We start from the raw sequence: 20,516 nt of genomic DNA, 5'->3' as shown, positions 1-20,516 counted from the left end.
AATGATTTCTCCAGCCTGCTCCGTCTTATTCAAAGCCCGGATGGAGTGAAACAAGAAGATGTTTTAGAGATGTTCAAAGATGCTTCCAAAGAAGAACTTCTCAAAATAACCGCTCAGATTTCCGAGATGTTCAATTACAACTTCATCAAGAGAATCAAGAGCAGGAATGAGCGGTTTGGGACTTCTTCGGAGGGAATGCCTTCTCTGTTTGAGAACCTTCCTGAAGGGCATCTTGATGCCAATTCTAAAGCAGCGTCTGTCCTTGAGAATCTTTCTCAAGAACAGGAGGATGAGGAAATCGTTCAGACTCAAAAGGGCAAAAGAAAACTCTTCACGACAATATCAATGATCTTCCTAAGATCACCAATACCATCGAACCGACCGGTCCAGAGTTTGAAGCGGTTAAAGATAAATGTGTCCAGCTTAAGTCTGTTGTTTATGACCAGATCGTTCACGTTCCTGCACAGTGGTATGTACAGCGCGATATTTACCCTGTTTATTTGTATGAAGACGAAAACGGAGAGACACATATTTTCCAGGCTAAGCCAGAAACATCCAAGCTGTTTCCAGGAAGTTATGCTTCCCCTTCTCTGACAGGGAAAATCATTTCCGACAAAGTCGTGCTTGGCCTTCCGTTCTACCGTCAGGAGCAGGATGTCAACAGGCAGGGGCTCTATCTGACCAGACAGACAATGAGCAACTGGGGAATAGAAACTTCGGAACAGTATCTGGAGTCGATATACAACCGCATGGTAAAAGATCTGAAACACAGCGGACACATTCATATGGATGAGACGCCTTTACGCGTATTAGAAAGCTCGAAAAGCGGGGGCAACAAGATGGGGACCATTATTGTTACCCGTACCAGCTGGGCGGAAAATCACCAGCTGGTCGTTTATCACGCCACCGAGCGCAAAGATAAGCAGGCGTTTGCGGATTTCCTTTCTCCGGACTATTCCGGAACAATCATCTGTGACGCAGCGGATGTACACAGGATATATAAGGACGCCACGCTTGCCTTCTGTATGGCGCATGCCAGACGCAAGCTCACGGATCACCTCAAAACACGCAGGGATTACAAAGCGTATCTGAAACTGAGTGATGAAGAGAAAACGAAGTTTCTGGAGGAGGAAGAGAACCTGGGCCTGAGCCTGACCCTGAAAGCCCTCGCTCTGTTCCAGAAGCTTTATAAAATCGAACGGACAGCCAAAAATCTGCACGAAACCCCTGAGCAGATTCAGATCCGCAGAGATAAGGAAAGCCGTCCCGTGTTCGAAGCCCTCGAAGCCCTGATGTGGAAAATCTACGATGGCGCAGCCCCAAAGTCAGAATTGAAGAAAGCTGCAGAATACTTCGTCAAAAATCGAAAAGAATTAGCTGCTTTCTTAGAAGACAGAGCAACTCCAATCGATGACAATGCGTGCGAGCGAATGGTGAAGCCATTCGTAATGGCCAGAAAGAACTTCCTGTTTTCCAATACGTTCAGAGGAGCCAAAGCCACAGCCATCTGCTTCACGATCCTGCAGAGCGCTATTCTCAACGGCCTGGATCCAAGAAAGTATCTGGTCTATGTTCTGGATGTTTTATCCACACAGGGACTCCAGGACCATATCGTTGAGGGGCTGCTTCCATATTCGAAAACGCTGCCGGCTGATCTGTATGTGGAAAGGGAAGAAAATTAGAGAGATCCGAAAAAGCCAGAAGAAATTCTGGCCTTTTCTCGTGGCCAAACGCTTTTCGCAGACAAAAGCCTTCAAACTGCTCAACCAGCAGCCCACTGGGCAGTCGGTCGAGCAGTTTTTATAAAGAAGAGCGCAGACGTCTTCACGGAAATTGTGAAGGAGTCTGCGCTCGATTTCTAGACGGGTTCTATTTGACGCTTACGATTCGGCCAGTCCAAAATCGCCATAAAGAAAAACAAACAAACCGGACTCTGCCGGATCGAAAACGATCGGAAAAGTCCGGTTTTTCTGCGGATGGAGTCGGCAGGAGGGATTCAGCCGGAAGGCGTCATCCTCTGTCGCGAAAAGAGAATCGCAAAAATCCATTGCGAAAAGGATACAGGTACGCTTAATATTTCAGATTCAGCAGCAGGACATTGCCCTGAAAGTGCATTGGTTTGCCTGCAGTAAAGGAAGGATGATCCTTGCTCGGTCGTCTGGGCAGCCGTTTTGCTTTTTTCAGACGTCTTGGCGCAAGAAGGACCTGACGGCGTTTCGGTGTCTGATGACGGGAGCGCGGAAGCAGCACCGCGTCGGTTTTGAGAAGAGAACGGGAAGTTGAAGCGTATGTCTGGTTTTCCTCTTTTTCATATCGTGTACCTTATCTGGTTTTGCTTCGGTCAAAAGGGAAGCTTCTCTTCCTGAACAATCAGCGCAGTCACAGAAGAAGTCAGGGCAGGGACCAAGAAATCCGGCTCCTGCTGCGCCTTCTGGTGTTCTTCGATAAATTTCTGATTGAGCAGGGCTGCCTGATTGAGCGCGTACTGCGCTTTGCGCCGCCATTGCAGGGCACGCGGATCGGTGGTCGGCGTCAGCCGGTCGAGCACCGAGCGCGGACAGTGATATTCGCGCGGGTCTTCGTATTCAAAACCGTGCACGATTTTAAACGTCGGCTTTCCGGTAAGGCTGTTTTCGCCGTCGATGTAGTAGACCGAAGTGATGTAGGCTTTCACATCGCCGGTAATCTGACTTTTCAAAGCCCAGTAGTAGCACTTGTTTTTGTCGCGGCTGAATTCAAGTAGTTCATAGACATTCAGGTCGATTACGCTGAAGCATTCCAGACAGATGTCGGGTTTTCCATCGGGTTTGTAGTATTCGATTTCCTTAAATGTAAAATGCATGCATTTTCCTCTTTTCTCCAGCCAGCGCCTAAAGCAGCGGTGCAGATCGGCTGCCTAAACGACCGCAATTTTAACGAATACGAAATAATACATTCGTAAACATTCAAGATTGCCTGCGCTGAATATCAAGCGACTGGACAGACCGATTCAATTATAGGGAAAGCGGGAGCGCCTTTTCTATATTTTTCTAAACATCCCTGAATTCAGCGGCTTAACGTAAAATCTGGCCGGGATCGGTCCTATAATCAAATTAATTCAGCCGAAAGGCAGGAAAGGAATGAAACTATGCCGCGCTATGTAGGAGAAATTCGAACCAGCGGATTTTATGTGAATTTTTATCCGACGTACATTTATGAAAAAGACAAATTTATTCGTTTGAGCGATGAAGATGTGGAGAAGATTCTTCCGGGATCGCAGTATCCCAACCTGAATCTGTTTTCCTCTTCGACATCGATGCGTTTAGACGATCTGTTTCAGGACGGAGACGACGTCATTATTGATTTTCAGAGCGATAAGCTCATTCCAAATTTGAAAAGCGATGGGAGCGTCTATCCTTCCGCCTGGAAACTCGATGTGTTCAAGCAGTATTCCGGATCGATTCTTCGCATGGAAGATGTGGGCTGGTACTATGCGCTGCCCCAGGAAGCCGTAGAAGGGGACTGGCGTAAAGATTCAACGGTGATTTTGAATACCCGCGACGTCAACGAAGATATGCGGGTCATGATTCCAGGTCCGATCGAAAATACGCTCGTCGGTCCGTTTCGGGTCCGTTACGACGAAGATCTCGATGAACTGGTGATCTATCCTTCGCTTGATCAGAAAAACTCCATTATTTCCGGCTATCTGTATTCGCCTTCTCTGGCGGATCGGATCCATACGCTGGAACAGATCGATGTGACGCGCGGCTATGTCCGCATCGAAGGCGAAGGCATCGAACCGTGTCCGACCGACACCATTTCCGATGAGGAACTGATCGAAAACTTTACCGCATCCATCAAGGGAAAAACGGCGAAAACTATCGGTGTCGATCCCGCCGCGTTTGCGAGTCTGCTGGCCAGTTACCAGAACTCGCTGATCAGCGGCAAGGACATTCCGGCCGCACTGGCTGCGGAGCGGGTAAAGCGGCTTCAGGCGATCTTTGAATCGTCCGCAAAAACGGCGAACTTTTTAATGAACTTTCCTCGCTCATTCCGGAAATGTTCAAGGCCCGCAAGGACGATCCTGACTATATGGATATGGTTCATGAGCTGCTCGAAAATGAGGAATTTGTCGAAGCGCTCCCTGCGTATTCGGAATACGTCACGTTTACAAGCCAGCTCAAGCAGAAAAACAGCGAACTGAAGGCGCAGAAGGAAGAACTCCAGAAAGCCGTCGATGAGCTGGAAATCCTGCAGCCAAAGCAGCAGCTCGAACGCTATCAGGAAGAGCTCGATCAGCTCAAGTCCATGAAAGCCAAAGCCGAAGAAGAATTCCAGGAAGCGCTGCGGCAGGCCAATATCGGCAAGGATGTGGCCAACCTGGAAGCAAGATCGTCCTACTTGCAGGAAGAAATTGCGCGTCGTGAAAAAGCATTGCCGATCTCAACGTACAGATGGAAGGCCTGCAGGGAAAACTCGATGAACTGCTCGAACGCTCCAGCCAGAAAACGCTGGAAATCTCATTTGACGATATGATTTCCGAACGCTTCATGGAACATACCGCCCGTCTGGAAAATGCCAGACGGCTGGAAATTTACCAGCAGGCGTCCCGCGCCATTGCGGCCATGCCGCGATCCTTCCTTTCGAAGGAACAGCTCGTGGACTATCTGGTGTTCACGATGCAGAAAAGCCGTCCGGAATATTCCCGCAATGAAATTCTGAACATTCTCATCTGCCTGACCCAGGGCTTCCTGACTATCTTTACTGGTCAGCCAGGCTCTGGAAAAACGTCGATCTGCCGCGTTACGGCGCAGGCGCTTCACCTCGATCAGCCGGCAGAACTTGAAAAAGTCATCCGCAGTTTCCGTACTGCTCCCGTTTTGTCTCCGTCAGCGTCGAACGCGGCTGGTCAAGCCGCCGCGATCTGATCGGCTTTTACAACTCGCTGACCCGCTCCTTTGAAAAAGCGGATCCGCGTCTGTTTGATCTGCTCAGCATTCTGAATCAGGAAAGCCGCGGAAACAGCGGCTCGGATTCGCTCCCGGCGCTCGTCCTTCTCGACGATGCCAACCTGTCGAGCATGGAATACTACTGGGCCGACTTCATGTCCATGGAAGAAAACGCCGCCATCCGCGGTACGATCGCGCTGGGCGACACGTATACGTTTGAAATTCCGAGGACTCTGCATTTTGCGGCTGCCATTCAGTCCGACCACACGACCGAACCGTTAAGCAGCCGTCTGCTGGACCGTGCCTGGGTCATTACGATGCCGGAAAAGCGTCTGCTGCTCAAGCCGGCCAGACCGCTTCTGGAAGACGAATTCCGCTCTTCGCTGATTACGCACGAACAGCTTGACGAAGTGTTCCTGCCGCAGGAAGACAGCCAGACGCTGCCAAGCGCGCTTGAAGACGTGTATCAGTCGCTGGCCGCTCTGTTCAAGGAAGCCGGACTTACGGTTTCCATCCGTTCGGAAAGCGCGCTGCGCAAATACGTGCTGACCGCTCTGCGCTGGTTTGTACCCGATGAAGACGAGGCCTATAGTGATGCCGGCACGATGGCGCTCGACTACGCCGTACTCCAGCGTCTGCTTCCGAAAATCAACGGGTCTTCGCACCAGTTCCGTACCATTCTGGAAAAATGAAAAAGTCTGCGAAACAGGCGGACTCATTAAGTGCGGCAGAAAACTGAAGGAAATCATGGAAAAAGGAGACGGTTCCATGCAGTTCTATCAGTTCTTCAGCTGATGTCCGAAAGCGTACTGCGGCTTTATGACGACTACCGGGCGGAACTGATCGAAGTTCCGCTGCATCCGGCCGATGAAGTACTGCCGCTCTCCTATTTGTTAAAAGCGCAGAAAGCCCAGGTGTATGCCACGGGATCGTATTCGGCGCAGCTCAGCGTTCCGCGTGCCGGCTACATACGGCATGTGGAAGTTCAGCTGAACCACTATCCGATCAGTGCCACCTACTACGCCAATACCAACCGTCTCTACTTCGCGCCCGGCGGCCGGTCGAAATCGATTTTCGCCGATGCCTTTGGCTTTGCGCGCTTTACCATCCGGGTGACTTACGCCAGCGGACCGGCTCAGATGTTTTACTCCGACTACATCGAAGTCATCACGCCGCTGACGGACGAAAACTATTCCGTCAATTCCATGGGCGCCTATATTGCCCGTCACAATCCGATGCTCTTTTACGGAACCAGGGAAGACTACGATACCCGGGAAGGATCTAAAGGGCCCGGCTACTATTCGCTTGAAGACAAGATCCGTCAGCTCAAGCAGACCGCGACGCTTTTTGAACGGTCCTGGCGGCTCATTCGCCTGCGGCCAAGAAAAGCTGCGCTTCACTCTCAGAACGGCAGCAGCCAGTCCATGCAGGCCAGCGTGCGGTATTTGCTGGGACATCCAGAAGCCCTGCATCGTGTTCGCGATTCCCGCGTCGGTCTGCGTATTGGAATGAACACATATATTCCCGATCTCTCGCACGTCGATCAGACGCTCAGTACGACGGATGTGTACGAAAATCAGGTCACTCTCTCGTTTCTCAAGGGTGTCTGCGACGATATTGAAGCCATGATTCCCGAACTGGCCAGGGAGAAAAAGCTGATTCCTGCCCGGTCGGTTCTTCATGACAAGACGATCACGAACATGCAGAACTCTGCGGCCTTCCTGTACGAAGTCATGAAAAACTCGTTTGATTCGACAGAAAACGAACTGCGGGATCTGCTCGCGGGGTTCCGTTATCTGTATCAGGTGTATTCCCGTGCCATTCCGGCCAGACTCATTGAACTGAAAAAGCGCCGACGCTGACCCCGGCGTTCCGTCAGCTGCCCGCATACCGTCTGATTTACGAAAGCATCAGCCGCTGCTTCGCGAGGAAAAACGTGAGTGTCGGCGATCTTCGCTTCGTTCGAACGTTTTTGCAGATTACGGAAATGTATGAAGTGTACGTTCTGACGAAGCTGGGCGAGTTTTTCGAAAGCAGCGGCTTTCAGCGCACCCGTTCGTACCGGGTCAACTACACGTTTGAAAGCGATACGTTTTATAAGAACACCGAGATCAACAACGTCTACATTTATCAGAAGGACGATCTGAAAATCACGCTTTACTATCAGCCGGTCATCTACAACCACAAGCATCCAGACCGCGCGATTACCGGCCTTGGCCGCTCCACATCGATTTCGATGCCGATCAAGGGCAGTGAAGAATCTTCCTATGGAACGTACTACACGCCGGACTACGTATTCCGCATTGAAAGTCCAAAGTGGAAAGGCGCCCGCTACATTCTCGGCGATGCCAAGTACTCCACGTCGCACGATGTCAAAAAGCAGAAAATTTTCCCGCTGATCTTCAAGTATCTGTTTTCCATTTCGCCGATTCATCCGGACGATCAGATTACCGGTCTTTACGTATTCAATGGACGAAATCCGGAAGTACAGACTCGTCTGCGCATCGCCCGCTCGATTTACGATCTGGTCCGCGATTCGGAGTCGATCTTTCCGCAGGTCGAAATCATTTCGCTTTACGAATATCCGGGAACCCGGCAGGCCGATCAGTTTGAAGCTTTGCAGCGTCTCTTTACCAATCAGATCGAAAAGGCCCGAGCGATTTACGAGCGGCCGCTAAATGTTTCGGACAGCGACAGTCTGCTTCCCGCCAATCTGGATTCGCAATCGCCGCTGGCCTCGCTGGCACTACTCTCGCAGGCGTCTTTGTTTGATCCCGATGAGGCTGACCCCGAAGATCCGTTTGAGGAAGACTTCGAAACGATGGAGGCCACGGAAGATCAGGAAGCGTTCCCGCCTATGACCCCATCTTCGCTCGATTCGGATCCGGCACAGGATAATCCGGTCGAGGAGCCGGTCGATCGCTCTGTCGATTTTTCCGGACTGGAGCCGGAAAACGGGATCGACGAAAATACAGCGCAAAAAACGAAGAACCTCTAAACGACGCAGTTCATTCGGATTTATCCGATTGAGTGAGCGGCGATTAAGTGAGCGGATTGATTTCATTGTTCACCCCGCATAACAAAACGCGCAGATTTCCGTATGGATCTGCGCGTTATTTCGTTTCATAAAAATCCCCAGATCTGGGGACTGAAGTTCGAAAATGGTGCCCACGGCCGGACTCGAACCGGCACGACATCGCTGTCGATGGATTTTGAGTCCACTGCGTCTACCAGTTTCACCACGCGGGCAACGTGTTCATTATAAAGAAATCCAAAAGGGATTCAACGGAAAGATCAAAAGCCGCCAGAGCCGACGAATCGGACAGGCACGAGGACATGTTTCGCAGCCTGGAAGGAATAGCGTGATATTCCACAATCCAGCGGGCACTCCGTGCGAACGAAGCAAGGCGGATCCTGCGCAGTCCAGAAAAGGGGAAGAAGATAGAAGGTTCCAGATTTTGAACAGAAAACAGAGAAGACGCTCTTTTATCCGAAATGAGCAGGAAAGGAACCGCAAAGGATATATACACGTTTCAAAAACGAAGCCGGGCGGAGACAGCCGCACGTCAAAATCCTCAGATTTGTGATTCAAGTAAGGGGTGTCAGAAAATGCACTGTATTATACTGAAGTGGAATAGAGGTAAATATCCATGTCTGTTTTAAAACCTGTCGATTACGATGAATATAAGAAAGTCGTTCCGAAATTTCGCGAAGGAGCGGAAAAATTCTTCAATCACCAGATGAATATGAAGGAATACAAAGGCTTCTCCGGAAAATACGGAAGCTACGCCCAGCGCGGCGGCCAGAAAAGCATGCTGCGTCTGCGTATGAGCGGCGGCCGCGTCACGCCGGAAAAACTGCGCTTTATTGTTGAAATGATTCGCAAGCACGATGTCAAGATGGCGCACTTTACAACATGCCAGACCATCCAGCTGCACGATCTCGATGTCGATACCGTCTGCGACATTATGGAGCAGGCCCCAATGTCGGCATCGTCTGCTACGGAGGCGGCGGCGACTATCCGCGCAACGTGATGTGCTCTCCGCTCAGCGGCGTGGAAGAAGAATACTTTGACGTTATGCCCCATGCCCTTGCGGCTGCTGAATTCCTGCTCGATTTCATCGACCAGGACAAAATGCCCCGCAAGCTGAAAGTCGCGTTCTCCAATTCGAAATCCAACGTCACTCATGCGACGTTCCGCGATCTTGGCTTTGTAGCCAGAGAAGACGGCCGCTACGATGTCTATATCGCCGGCGGTCTGGGAAACAATCCTAAATTTGGCGTAAAAGTCAAAGAAAGCCTGGAACCGGGTAAGATTCTGTACGTCATTGAAGCGATGATCCGCCTGTTCCGTAAATACGGCAACTACGAAAACCGCTCCAAAGCCAGAACCCGCTATTTGCAGGAAAGCCTTGGCCGCGATCGTCTGATCGAGGAATTCGACAAGGAATTCCGCAAGCTCAAAGAAGAAAAGAACCTGTATGTAGACAATTTTGAAGATCTGCGCATTCACAAGGAAGGCGAGGGCGAACCGCTCGAAGAGTCCTTCATCGTGAAGCATCAGACCAACGGCGATCTGTACAGCGTTCTCTTCCATCCGCGCGGCGGCGTTCCTTCGATCGAAACGCTCGGCCGTCTGTCCGGCGCTCTCGAACATATGGATCAGGTCGAAATGCGACTGTCCCCGGACGAAGGGGCCTATATCATTAACCTGACTGCAAACGAAGCCCGTCAGATTCTGGAAATCATTGAATCCGAAGCGGCGCGGACGGCGTTCGAAACGTCCGAATCGTGCATTGGTGCGTCCATCTGTCAGGTCGGTCTGCGCGATTCGCAGGATCTGCTGCGCACGATTCTGGCCAAAGTCAGCGAAGCCGGCGTCGCCGATGACGCTCTGCCGCAGATTCATATTTCCGGCTGCCCGTCGAGCTGTGCCGCCCATCAGATCGGCAAGATCGGTTTCCGCGGCGCTCTGAAAGTCGTCGATAAGAAGCCGGTTCCGACCTTCCTGCTTTATGCCGGAGGAAACGATGAACAGGGCGAAGAAAAATGGGCGTGGAGCTCGGCAATATTCCGGTTGGATCGCATTCCGGATTTCCTGATCCATCTCGCGCGCATCGTGGAAGCTTCTGGCATGGGCTATGATGCCTGGGAAAAGGCCAATCCAGACGGAGTAAAAGAAGCCGCTGCCGATTACCTGATTTAATATCCAATTTGATTTTCACTCACGCTTCGGCATCAGAATTCTGATCCCGAAGCGTTTTCCTGATTCAGACCGGTTTTCTTACACCGGTTTTCAAAACACCATTCAAATACTGTCTTATGAACAAAATTACAAAACGAAACCTGAATTTAAAATCTTCCTTAGCCTCGCGCCTTCTGCTTTGCGCCGCCGTGACTTCTCTTCTGGGCGGCTGCGCGTCGAACTCTTCGCAAACCGCGGATGCTTCCGTTTCTTCCCAGACGTCCTCGCTCTCTTCGGCGCTTTACACCCAGACGGATGAGCAGACGATTGTTCTTAAGGACGATCTTGGCCGTGAGGTCGAAATTCAAAAGCCGGAGCGCGCAGCCATTCTGATCGGAAGCTTTGCGGACCTTTTTGCGGATGCCGGCGGCAAGGATCAGATTGCGGCAGCGGCGCACGATACGTGGACGTCCTTTGATCTGGATCTCGATTCCGAAAAGGTACAGGATCTGGGCGATGTGAAATCCATTGCGCAGGAAACGCTGCTCTCATCCGATCCGGACCTGGTCATCGCCAGTGCCAAAAACGATTCTCAGAAGAAAATGGCGGATCTGCTGGAGGAATCCGGCATTCCTGTCGTTTACTATGATGTGTCTTCCTTTGAAGACTATCTGCGCGTCCTGGAACAGTTCTGTCGTATTACCGGGGATACAAGCAGCTATGAAAAGAACGGTCTCGAACAGCAGAAACGCATCGAAGCCATTCGAAACAAAGAGCGCAATAACCCGCCAAAAGTTCTGGCTCTTCGCGAAACTGGAAAGGGAATCAAGGCGCTTGGCTCTTCCAACTCAGTATTAGGCTCCATGTTAGCGGATCTGAAAACGGAAAACATTGCTGGCGAAGACGGTCTGGACACGCTGTCCATGGAAGTCATCGCGAAAGAAAACCCGGATCAGATTTTTATGTCGCGCAGGGAAAAACGAACGAACAGGCGCAGGAAATCGCCGATGCCCTGTTTCAGAGCGATGCATGGAAAAACCTGGACGCGGTTAAAAACGGAAAAGTGTATGTCCTCGATCAGAAGCTGTACAACCTGAAGCCAAACGCGAAGTGGGCGGATGCTCTGGAAAATCTCGAAACGATCGTCTATGGCGAGTAAACCGCGCAAAATGGTGCTTGGCGCGCTCATTCTCCTGGTTGGGCTTTCTGTGATTTCCATACTGGCCGGTCCGGCCGGCTGGCTGGATCCGATGCAGGAATCGATGCGCTCGATCGTTTTGCATCTGCGTCTGCCGCGCGTACTTGGCGCTCTTCTTGCGGGAAGTGCGCTCGCGCTCTCCGGCGCTTTGGTCCAGACCATTTTGCATAATCCGCTGGCCTCGGCCAACATCATCGGCGTCAACGCCTCGGTCGGCTTTTTTACCATTCTTGGCAGCAGTCTCTTTCCGCTCTCCTTCAGCGCAGGAACGGTGTTCGGCTTTTTGGCGGTCTGGCGTGCGGCCTTCTCGTCGCCAATCTGGCCAGAAAGCGAAAAGCGTCCCGGCTGACAATCCTGCTGGCGGGCATGGCGATCAGCCAGCTGTTTTCTGCCGGGATCGATCTTCTGACCGTCCTGGTCCCGGATGCGCTGAGCGGCTATGCCTCGTTTAAGATCGGATCGCTGGCTTCGCTTTCCTTAAATAAGGATCTGTATGCGTCCATCTTGATTTTGCCGGCAATTGTTCTGGTGTTCCTCTTTTCCAGAGAACTGGAAATGTTTACGCTTGGCGACCGGCAGGCACAGACGCTCGGTCTGAATGTGGAAAAATGGAGTGTCTTCTTTCTGTTTCTTTGCGCGCTGCTGGCGTGCGGGGTCGTTTCGCTCTGCGGCATGCTTGGCTTTGTCGGCCTCATTGTCCCTGCCTGGCTTTCGCGCTATCGTCTGCCGTTTAAGACGTTTCTGCTTCTTTGCGTTCTGGTCGGCGCACTGCTCGTCGGCGCGGCGGATCTGATCGGCCGCTGGATTTTGCTTCCGTGGGAGCTGCCGGCCGGACTGGTCCTCTCACTGGCTGGCGGTCCGTATTTTCTCTATCTGCTTCTGGAAAGGAGAAAACTGGATGCTTAAAGCTGAACATATTCGCGCCGGCTACGGAAACAAAGTCGTCATCCAAGACTTTTCCTCCGATTTTAAAGAAGGAAAGCTGTATATCATCCTCGGCCGCAACGGTTCCGGCAAAAGTACGCTGCTTTCCATTCTCGGCGGCTGGATGAAACCGCAAAGCGGCAGCGTATTGTACAACGGGAAAAATCTCCTTCCTCTTTCTGCGATGGAACGGGCGAGAATTACCGGGCGAATCGCGGACGATACGCTCAATGTGCAGATGAGCGTTCAGCGCTTTGTGGAACTGGGCGATTACGCCAGAGAAGAGAGCCGGTTTTCGCGTTTCTGGAAAAAAGCCGGGAAGACAGATCTCTCCGGCATGCAGTCAGAAGATGCAGCAAAACGGGCACAGGATGCGATGCGTGCATTGTCGATTGACGCGCTGGCGACGCATCGCCTGGATGAAGTGTCCGCTGGCGAACGGCAGAAAGCGGCCATCGCACAGGTGCTCGTTCAAAACCCGCACTGTCTGTTTCTGGATGAACCGGGAGCCAACCTCGATCCTTCCGCGCGTTTTGAACTCATGGATCTGCTCTGCATGCTGAAAGATCCTTCGCGCATTCTCGTCGTCGTGGCGCACGATCTTGATCTCGCTTTACGCTATGCGGATGAAATTCTCGTCCTGGATGGACATCAGAAAGTGTTTCAGGGCAGCGCAATCGAACTTGCCCAAAGCGATCTTCTACAGGAAGTTTTCGAGATCCGCCTGAACGACTGGGACCCGTCTACCCGAACAGCCAGACTGTTTCCGCTTCGTGAAAATCGAACGTTCTTTACGGTACGGGATGAATAAACTTTTTCGATTTTCAGGAATGGGTGTACGTTTTCTTTACGGCTCAAACGGTTTATACAGGACCGGTTTGAAAAGAGAGAAAAGAGGTACGAAACGATGAAGCATAAACTCGAATCTTGCGAGCTGACGACGATCTGTCTGCTCACACGGAATGATGAAATTCTTTTACAGAAACGGAATAAAGGCGAATGGGACGGCTGGGTTTTCCCCGGCGGCCATGTCGAACACGGCGAATCGTTCGTCCACGCCTGCAAGCGGGAAGTTCTCGAAGAAACCGGGCTGCGCCTGCGTACGGTGAAACTGGTCGGCGTGAAACAGTTTCCTCATGGCGATTCCCGCTATATCGTTTTCCTGTTTCGCTCAGACGACTTCGAAGGCAGTCTGATTTCCAGCGAAGAAGGCGAAAACCGCTGGTTTAAGAGGGATGAACTCCCAGAGGGACTCGTCATGGACTTTGATCTGATGCTGGAAGCGATGGACAACGATCATCTCGGTGAATTTCAGTATCGAATCGAAGACGGTCTGTATGTGCCGATTCTCTTTTACGATGACAAAGAGCAGCCGGTACAGCTCAAAGCCGAACACAAAGCCGGAAGCTGATCCGGTCTGGCTTCCAACGAAAATTTCAAAAGAAACAGGCAGAGGAAATCTCTGACTGCACGAAAAATGCGAACGGCTTTAAGCTGGCTGTTCGCATTTTTATGTCTTCGTGTTTCCTGTTTTCGTATTTTGGGTCTTTGCATACGTGATGGGGTCAGGGAAGCAGCGTTTCAATGGCTTCGGCCATGCCGTGTGCATCTGGCGTTTCGGCAATGCGAAGATCGATCGCTCTCTTACTGCGTTCATTTTCCAGAATATCGGCAACTTCTTTCGAAATGGCAACAATACATTTTGTACGGTCGAGCAGATGATCGCGCAGGACGGCTTTGGCACATTCCCGGCTGGAAACGGCGAGCACATCCGTCTGGAGAAGCTCTTTCCAGGCCGGTGAATCGTCTTTTACTTTTGCCGGGAGAAAATCCATGCTCGAACTTTCAAAAGTCACTTCATAGAGCGGATGTTCTAGCACAGTAATCGAAGAAATTTCCTGCAGTCCTCTGGAGAGAACATCAATGGCCTGCCGGCTTTGTGCGAGGAAAACGCGATCTCCCTCAGCGAGTTCGGGCTTGAGGGTTTCAAGAAGGGATTGACTGGAGGAAGGCGATGCGACAAGGTCGGCGAAAATCCCGTACGATTCGAGAACTCTGGCGCTCTGGCGTCCGATCAGCGCAAACCGGGTATTGGCCAGTTTCCTATGATCGATGTGCAGGCGCTGAAATTCGCGCATGAGGACATGAATGCCGTGCGCGCTGGTCAAAACGATCCACTGCGGCAGACCTGAATCAAACAGATCGTCTGGCAAAGGCAGATCGTGATAGCGGACTTTGAGCAGCTGCTGATACTGCACAGAAGCGGGGAGAAGATCTTTCAGCTTCTGATTGAGAGCGTCCGATCCGCAAAGCCCGACGCGCAAATGCCTGGGCGGATCGTATAAAGCGGCCGTTCCGGAAATGACTACGATGGCCGGCGAAAACAGCTGATGCTCTTTTGCACAGGCAGAAAGCGAATCGAGCGTGCAGGAAGCGCTGGCGGTCATCATGGATGAGCGTGACGAAAAAATGGCGCAGGGCGTATGCGGATCCATACCGGCTTCCATCAGATGATGGGAAATTTCATCAAGCCGGTTCATCGCCATCAGAAAGACGATCGTTCCGGAAAATTCAGCAATGTTTTTCCATTCTTCCTTTGTTCGCGGTGTGTTTTCGCTCGTTCCGGTCAGAACCATGAATCCGCCGGCAACATTTCGCCGGGTCAGACCAAAGAGATCTTTGGCGGGAATGCCGTAAAAACTCGAAATGCCGGGAAGAACCTGCAGATCGATATTGTGCTGTCGAAGAATTTCGATTTCTTCCATGCCGCGGCCAAAGACCATCGGATCGCCGCCCTGCAGACGGACAATATGCGCATACCGTTTTGAAAGCTCCAGAAGCAGTTCATGAATTTCCTGCTGACTGGAGCTTTTTCATGTCCGCGCTTGCCGCGTTCGATTTTTCAGCATTGGGGTTTAAATCCAGAATTTCCGGATCGATCAGACGGTCATAGACGATGACATCCGCGCGTTCGATCGCATGCCGGGCAGCGAGTGTAAGGCCTTCAATACCGGCACATCCGGCCCCGACCAGAGAAATTTCAGGCTTTCGATTCATAGAGTTCCTCCTGTGTTCTGCGTGCTCAATCAGCCGTTCGACTTCCTTTGCACAAAGGGCACTTCCTTTCCGTATGGCGTCTTCAAACAGCCTTCGAAAAACGACGGGCCGAAGGGAAGACGGAACGGTCTCGCGAATATAAGGGCGAAGCTGCTTCAGCCAGAGAAGAATGGAATCAAAGTCTTCCGGGACGATCTCCCGGATTTTCTGTTTTAAATAGCGGGCAGCCGTCGGCGAAGCGCCGGAAGTGGAAATGCCGATAGCGTACTCCGTTCCGGAAACGACCGCTCCAAAGGTGACGGTGCACCAGTCCGGATCGTCCACGCAGTTGCAAAGAACGTTTTTCTCTTTGGCCCACAGGGCAATCGCGTGATTGATTTCGGGCTGATCGGTCGCCGCAATGATCAGCAGATAGTCGGTCGGACAAAACCAGTCGGGCGACCATTCCTGCTCGATTTGCATCACGGGTAAAGACGCAAATGCTTCAAGAAAAGAAGGGGAACAGACCGTAATACGGGCATGGAAGGGAAGAAGCCGCTGCGCTTTTTCCAGAGCGGCATGACCGCCGCCCAGAATGAGAACGGGTTTGTTTTCCAGATCAAAAACAGAGGAAACCAGGCCATGAATAAAAACTCCATCTTTCTGCACGCCTTAAATGAAACATAAGGCAAGACTATCGTACGCAAAGATCGAGAAAAGGTACTTAAATACGAACAGGATTTCTCCAGAAGGAAACGGGAAAGGAAATTCGGGCAGGGAAAAAGACGGACAAAACGGATTTTTAAAAATGACCGGAGCTGGAATTTAGCACTTTTATATTAGAAAGCAATAAGGAATCGTTAATGAAAATGAAAGGAATTCTTTCACAGCGCTTTTTCCCTTACTTGTTCTTAACAAAAGCAACCCTCTTTTCTTTATAAGTAGAGGAAATTCCGGGAAGGGGGCATAATGTACAGGAACACTTCAAAATGAATGCGCATTCAAATGGATGAGTCTATCATCACAAAACGATTCGAACCCATTTGAATCGGATTTCAACATAATCCGGATCCGATTTGAATAAAATTGTGGAAGACGAATAAAAAATATTGTAAATTGTCTCATAAAGATACAAACTAAATTTAAAGACACGTTCAGCACAATTTCGTGCAATTCTATTACCCTGTAAAGATGATAAAGGTATACAAAAATCTTAATTTATCGACAGAAAAAATGCTGAATGGGTACTTTCCGCCTCATTATTCCCACCCCGGCCGGATTAAGATTGTTCAAAGACGTTCCATGGGCTTTAAGAACGTGAATCGATCCGGCGAGTTCAGAAAGGAAAAGCTTCTTCGCAAACCGGAATTCTGAGTGCAAAGCTCCTGAAATGCATCATGAAGCAGGCAGCCTGGATTTTGAAATCCAGCAGGGGCTGTTTTCTTTCGTACGGTTTTTGTCCGGCTGCTGCTTTCGCCGGCACGTGAAGAAAATGACAGGTCCGGTTCATGACGGACCTTTTGGAGAAGCCGATCTGATTATGGTTATTTCAAAGCGGGAAACACCGATTGACCTCGAAGAAGGCAGTCCTGAATACGCAATCGTTCATGCCATTCTGGATACCCGGGAAAGACTGCAGATCACGCAGAGCGAGCTAGCCCGCCGCACCGGTATTGACCAGGGCGATATCTCCAAGCTCGAGCGGGGACATCGCAACCCTTCCCTGAAGCTGCTCAAGCGGCTGGCCGACGGCCTGGGGATGGAACTGCGGATTTCTTTCATTCCTATTGAGGACGCAGCATTACAAAACGGGAAGGCCCGGTTCTCTGTCTGCCTGAAGAACCGGTTGAAGAGATGGACTGAAGGCTTCGCTTTTCAGCTGCTGCACCGTATCCCAAAACCACTATTTAAGGCTGTCTGTAAAAGGGCAGCCTTTTTCCATGGGACAGCAAAGACAGATCGCCAGAAACCAGACAGAAAATATCGAAACCAGACTGAAAATAGAGAAAGGCTCGGCTGCGGATCTGCGTATACCCCTAATAAGACCGGCCTGGAGTCGGCTGCTGCTTTCTCATACTGGCCTTGCCGGCCGTCTGGACTGCCCGTCTTGTGAAAAAGAGGCAGTTTTGACAGACTGCCCTCGGAAGTCCAAAATATAAAGAACTGCAAATTTCCCTGCACAATCTTAACGGTGCAGGTTTTCGCGTCCTCAGGCGCCAAAAGAAAAGGACGAAAAGAGGAAAGTCTGCACGGTTTCAGAACAGACGGGATCCGGCAGCCGTTTTTCTCTGGCAGTTTATCCTTGAAGGAATATCGAAACAGAACAGGAAAGGAGTTCAAGTATGAAAGTACTCGTCGGACTGAGCGGGGGCGTGGACAGTGCCATTGCCGCCTATTTACTGAAGGAGCAGGGCCATGAAGTGACCTGCTGCTTCATGCGCAACTGGGATTCGTTTCTCAACCATGACATTGCGGGAAATCCGGATCTGTACAATTCCGTCTGCCCGCAGGAGCAGGACTATCACGATGCCCAGGCCGTTGCAAAGCATCTGCAGCTGCCCTTGCTTCGTGTCGATTTCGTACGGGAGTACTGGGACAACGTGTTTACGACGTTCCTGGAAGAATACAAAAAGGCCGGACGCCGAATCCGGATATTTTGTGCAATCAGTACATCAAGTTTGACTCCTTTTATAAATACGCCATGGAAAACGGATTCGATGCTATCGCGACCGGTCATTACTGCTCGCGCATTGACGAAGACGGATTTGCCTGGCTTGGCCGTGCCGCCGATCAGAATAAGGACCAGACGTATTTTCTGGCGCAGATCGCCAAAGAGCCGCTCTCCAGAACGCTCTTTCCATTAGGTACGCTGACTAAGCCGGAAGTGCGCAGGCTGGCCGGTCAGCTTCTTCTGGATTCGGTTTCCAAAAGAAGGATTCCACCGGCATCTGCTTTATCGGCGAACGCAACTTCCGGGAGTTTTTAAGCAACTATCTGCCGGCGAAAGAAGGAAAGATCATCGATATCGATACCGGTCGGGAACTGGGTACCCATCAGGGGGTGCTGTATTACACGATCGGTCAGCGAAAAGGCTTAAACATTACCGGCTTTGTCGGCCCCTGGTTTGTCGCAGCAAAGGACGTCGAACGAAACCTTCTTTTCGTAGCCCGTACCGACCAGATGCACTGGCTCGTTTCGGATCGTGCCCGTATTGAAAGGATCAACTGGCTCGTTCCCGACGGATTTGAATTCCCGAAACAGTGCACGGTGAAATTCCGCTATCGCCAGAAGGACATTCCGGTAACCCTCGAGGTTCATGGCAATCAGGCGATCGTTTCCTATCCGCAGGGTGTCGAAGCCGTTACGCCTGGTCAGGAAGCCGTATTTTACATGGCCGATAAATGCCTGGGCGGCGGTGTCATTGAACAAGTTTTCTTTGAAGATCGCGATGTCTTTGAAACGATCGAGACCCGAGCCGAAGCCGCAATGAAAGAAGAGGCCGTTCGTCAGGCGGAAGCATTAAAGAAAAAGAAGCAAAAGAGCGGGAAAAGGCCAGAAAGGCCCGACGTAAAGCTGCCAAAGAGCAGAACAGCGCGTCTTCTCAAACCGAAGACACGAAATAAGCAAGCCGGATCGATTTCCAATTTCGAAATGGAATGGCCAGAAAGACGGGAGAAGTTATGAGCGAGTACGAAACGCTGGAGCTGGAACAGCCGGAAACCGAATCGATAAGCGGAACCGTCCGCACTTTCATTTTTGAGCGGGGAAGCTTTAAGATCGGCCGTCTGCAGTATGAAGAAAAAGAGATCTGGTGTTCAAGGGCGGCGGTCTGAATTCTCTGCTCGTCGGAGACGCGGTGACGCTTTTCGGACACTGGATTCAGGATCCCCGCTATGGACTTCAGTTTGAAGTTTCAAGCTGGCAGGCGCAGGAAACCAGCAAGGAAGAGACGCTGGTCCGCTTTCTCAGTTCCGATTTTTTCCCGTATGTCGGCCAGCGCAGCGCCGAAAAATCGTCGACGCGCTCGGGGAAAGCGCGCTTGAGAAAATTCGAGAAAATCCGGAAGTCCTGATCACCAAATGCGATCTGCGCCCAAATCTGGCGGTACGCGTCAGCGAAGGCATTGCGAATCTGCAGGGAAAAGAAGAACTCGCTCTGACCCTGATGCACTGGGGCGTCAGCCTGTCCGAAACGCGTGCGATTCTCGCCCGCAATTACTCTCTGGAAGATTTACAGAAAAGCTGCTTCGCCCCGTTTTACGGCGGGATGGGCGTAACGTATGGCGCCTGTACGCGCATTGCCAACGGACTGAAGCTTTCCGCCACGGATCACCAGCGCGCAGAAGCGAGAATTTACTACGAACTGAAAAACGCCTGTTTCCAGAGCGGCAGTACATTCATTGTCCGTCCGTTTCTGTATGAGCTCTGCGAGCGGATGGACCATTTTGAAGAAAGTCTGATTACCCTGTCCAACTGTGAAATGATCAAGCTGGAAAAGACCGCGTATTTCCGCGGTTTCTCTGGGAAGCGGAAAATTCGATCTGCGATCTTCTGGCTGAACGGATGCTTCAGATGCAGGAACATCCGGGTTCATCCAATCCTGGATATGACCGGCAGTCTCTGATCGAAAAGATCGCGCAGATTGAACGGCGCGATCGCATTACGTACAGCGAAAAGCAGATCGAAGCGATTGAGACGTGCTTTTCCAGTCCGGTTTCCATTTTGACCGGCGGTCCCGGAACCGGTAAAACAACGATCGTCAAAGCCATTCTCGAATGTCTGGATACCGTAATGCCCGGCTGCCGCTATCAGCTCTGTGCGCCGACTGGACGGGCTGCCAAGCGCTTAAGCGAACTGACGGGCTCCACGGGACGTACCGTTCATTCGCTGCTTGGCTGGGATCCCGATGCGGATGTCTTCGAAAAAACGAATACAATCTGTATTCGAGCGATTTTATGATCGTGGATGAATTTTCCATGGTCGATACGCGTCTCTTTTCTGCACTGCTCAAAGCGATGCCCGCAAATACCCGTCTTCTGATCATCGGCGATGAAGAACAGCTCGAAAGCGTTGGGGAAGGCAAGGTGCTCAGCGATCTGATCGCTTCAAAAGAGTTTCCCACGATTCATCTCGACCAGCTTTACCGTCAGAAAAAGGCAGCGGCATCGCAAAACTGTCGGATGAAATTCGCAAGGGCAGCCCTTCGAATTTTCGGATGGCGTCGAACTTTGCGCGCCTGAGAAAAA

General features: G+C 51.2%; 20 protein-coding genes, 1 tRNA gene and 3 pseudogenes. 19 read left to right on the top strand and 5 right to left on the bottom strand.

The genetic code is table 11. The features are described from left to right. Positions 1–341: 341 nt before the first annotated feature. Complete coding sequence (locus KWG61_RS10875) at positions 342–1,682, top strand: IS66 family transposase (RefSeq protein WP_367614319.1); 1,341 nt, start codon at positions 342–344, stop codon at positions 1,680–1,682. A gap of 388 nt (positions 1,683–2,070) precedes the next feature. On the opposite strand, the gene KWG61_RS10870 is transcribed toward KWG61_RS10875, so the two are convergent. Further along, positions 2,071–2,250 (bottom strand): hypothetical protein, encoded by a 180-nt coding sequence (locus KWG61_RS10870; RefSeq protein WP_242743730.1) that lies wholly within the window; start codon positions 2,248–2,250, stop codon positions 2,071–2,073. 91 nt (positions 2,251–2,341) lie between these two features. Then, entirely contained in the window at positions 2,342–2,842 is a 501-nt protein-coding gene (locus tag KWG61_RS10865; protein WP_242743729.1) for a hypothetical protein, read from the bottom strand. 285 nt (positions 2,843–3,127) lie between these two features. On the opposite strand from KWG61_RS10865, the gene KWG61_RS10860 reads away from it, so the two are divergent. The 6 genes from KWG61_RS10860 to KWG61_RS10835 all read left to right on the top strand — a co-directional run bounded on the left by KWG61_RS10860 (position 3,128) and on the right by KWG61_RS10835 (position 7,926). Then, entirely contained in the window at positions 3,128–4,183 is a 1,056-nt protein-coding gene (locus KWG61_RS10860) for a hypothetical protein (RefSeq protein ID WP_242743728.1), read from the top strand. Further along, a complete protein-coding gene (locus KWG61_RS10855; protein WP_242743727.1) occupies positions 4,072–4,515 on the top strand; it encodes a hypothetical protein in 444 nt (147 codons plus the stop codon). The genes KWG61_RS10860 and KWG61_RS10855 overlap by 112 nt, the downstream gene beginning before the upstream one ends. Then, complete coding sequence (locus KWG61_RS10850) at positions 4,434–4,907, top strand: hypothetical protein (protein WP_242743726.1); 474 nt, start codon at positions 4,434–4,436, stop codon at positions 4,905–4,907. The genes KWG61_RS10855 and KWG61_RS10850 overlap by 82 nt, the downstream gene beginning before the upstream one ends. Before the next feature lie 152 nt (positions 4,908–5,059). After that, positions 5,060–5,620: a hypothetical protein gene (locus KWG61_RS10845; protein WP_242743725.1), complete on the top strand. Its 561-nt coding sequence runs from the start codon at positions 5,060–5,062 to the stop codon at positions 5,618–5,620. 102 nt (positions 5,621–5,722) lie between these two features. Further along, positions 5,723–6,790: a hypothetical protein gene (locus KWG61_RS10840; protein ID WP_242743724.1), complete on the top strand. Its 1,068-nt coding sequence runs from the start codon at positions 5,723–5,725 to the stop codon at positions 6,788–6,790. A 74-nt stretch (positions 6,791–6,864) separates the two neighbouring features. Then, complete coding sequence (locus KWG61_RS10835) at positions 6,865–7,926, top strand: nuclease domain-containing protein (RefSeq protein WP_242743723.1); 1,062 nt, start codon at positions 6,865–6,867, stop codon at positions 7,924–7,926. A 164-nt stretch (positions 7,927–8,090) separates the two neighbouring features. Here the strand turns inward: KWG61_RS10835 and KWG61_RS10830 are convergent. Further along, positions 8,091–8,177: transfer RNA gene (locus tag KWG61_RS10830), tRNA-Leu, on the bottom strand. A 401-nt stretch (positions 8,178–8,578) separates the two neighbouring features. On the opposite strand from KWG61_RS10830, the gene KWG61_RS10825 reads away from it, so the two are divergent. From KWG61_RS10825 to KWG61_RS10800, 6 genes and pseudogenes are all read left to right on the top strand, one after another. After that, on the top strand, positions 8,579–8,962 hold the full coding sequence (locus tag KWG61_RS10825; RefSeq protein ID WP_242743722.1) for a hypothetical protein: 384 nt from the start codon (positions 8,579–8,581) through the stop codon (positions 8,960–8,962). Next, the gene (locus KWG61_RS10820) at positions 8,962–10,134 is read left to right on the top strand and encodes a nitrite/sulfite reductase (RefSeq protein WP_242745668.1); all 1,173 of its coding nucleotides are present in this window, start codon (positions 8,962–8,964) and stop codon (positions 10,132–10,134) included. The genes KWG61_RS10825 and KWG61_RS10820 overlap by 1 nt, the downstream gene beginning before the upstream one ends. Before the next feature lie 116 nt (positions 10,135–10,250). Then, positions 10,251–11,210: an ABC transporter substrate-binding protein gene (locus KWG61_RS10815; RefSeq protein ID WP_242743721.1), complete on the top strand. Its 960-nt coding sequence runs from the start codon at positions 10,251–10,253 to the stop codon at positions 11,208–11,210. 21 nt (positions 11,211–11,231) lie between these two features. Beyond that, positions 11,232–12,217: pseudogene (locus tag KWG61_RS10810) on the top strand (FecCD family ABC transporter permease). Then, positions 12,210–13,046: an ABC transporter ATP-binding protein gene (locus KWG61_RS10805; RefSeq protein ID WP_230267799.1), complete on the top strand. Its 837-nt coding sequence runs from the start codon at positions 12,210–12,212 to the stop codon at positions 13,044–13,046. The pseudogene KWG61_RS10810 and the gene KWG61_RS10805 overlap by 8 nt, the downstream one beginning before the upstream one ends. 96 nt (positions 13,047–13,142) lie before the next feature. Next, the gene (locus KWG61_RS10800) at positions 13,143–13,646 is read left to right on the top strand and encodes an 8-oxo-dGTP diphosphatase (protein ID WP_230267798.1); all 504 of its coding nucleotides are present in this window, start codon (positions 13,143–13,145) and stop codon (positions 13,644–13,646) included. A gap of 154 nt (positions 13,647–13,800) precedes the next feature. On the opposite strand, the gene KWG61_RS16360 is transcribed toward KWG61_RS10800, so the two are convergent. Both KWG61_RS16360 and KWG61_RS10790 read right to left on the bottom strand, forming a co-directional pair. Next, entirely contained in the window at positions 13,801–15,045 is a 1,245-nt protein-coding gene (locus KWG61_RS16360; protein ID WP_367614371.1) for a uroporphyrinogen-III synthase, read from the bottom strand. 34 nt (positions 15,046–15,079) lie between these two features. Then, positions 15,080–15,940 carry a siroheme synthase gene (locus KWG61_RS10790; RefSeq protein ID WP_256460671.1) on the bottom strand — a complete coding sequence of 287 codons (861 nt, stop codon included), beginning with the start codon at positions 15,938–15,940 and terminating at the stop codon, positions 15,080–15,082. Positions 15,941–16,763: 823 nt separating this feature from the next. On the opposite strand from KWG61_RS10790, the gene KWG61_RS10785 reads away from it, so the two are divergent. The 6 genes and pseudogenes from KWG61_RS10785 to KWG61_RS17630 all read left to right on the top strand — a co-directional run. Continuing rightward, complete coding sequence (locus KWG61_RS10785; RefSeq protein ID WP_242743720.1) at positions 16,764–17,384, top strand: helix-turn-helix domain-containing protein; 621 nt, start codon at positions 16,764–16,766, stop codon at positions 17,382–17,384. A 229-nt stretch (positions 17,385–17,613) separates the two neighbouring features. Continuing rightward, positions 17,614–18,712: pseudogene (mnmA, locus tag KWG61_RS10780) on the top strand (tRNA 2-thiouridine(34) synthase MnmA); the annotation flags it as partial. A 239-nt stretch (positions 18,713–18,951) separates the two neighbouring features. Further along, positions 18,952–19,104, top strand: a complete 153-nt coding sequence (locus KWG61_RS10775) for a hypothetical protein (protein ID WP_242743719.1) — start codon at positions 18,952–18,954, stop codon at positions 19,102–19,104. Next, entirely contained in the window at positions 19,083–19,343 is a 261-nt protein-coding gene (locus tag KWG61_RS10770) for a hypothetical protein (RefSeq protein ID WP_242743718.1), read from the top strand. The genes KWG61_RS10775 and KWG61_RS10770 overlap by 22 nt, the downstream gene beginning before the upstream one ends. Before the next feature lie 92 nt (positions 19,344–19,435). Then, on the top strand, positions 19,436–19,894 hold the full coding sequence (locus tag KWG61_RS10765) for a hypothetical protein (RefSeq protein ID WP_242743717.1): 459 nt from the start codon (positions 19,436–19,438) through the stop codon (positions 19,892–19,894). Further along, positions 19,834–20,451: pseudogene (locus tag KWG61_RS17630) on the top strand (AAA family ATPase); the annotation flags it as partial. The gene KWG61_RS10765 and the pseudogene KWG61_RS17630, both read left to right, overlap by 61 nt. Positions 20,452–20,516: the final 65 nt, after the last annotated feature.

Source organism: Allobaculum sp. Allo2 (genome assembly GCF_022701175.1).
Taxonomy (GTDB): domain Bacteria; phylum Bacillota_I; class Bacilli_A; order Erysipelotrichales; family Erysipelotrichaceae; genus Allobaculum; species Allobaculum fili.
The sequence above is the reverse complement of the archived record's forward strand: the minus strand, read 5'-3'. Positions and strand labels throughout refer to the sequence as shown.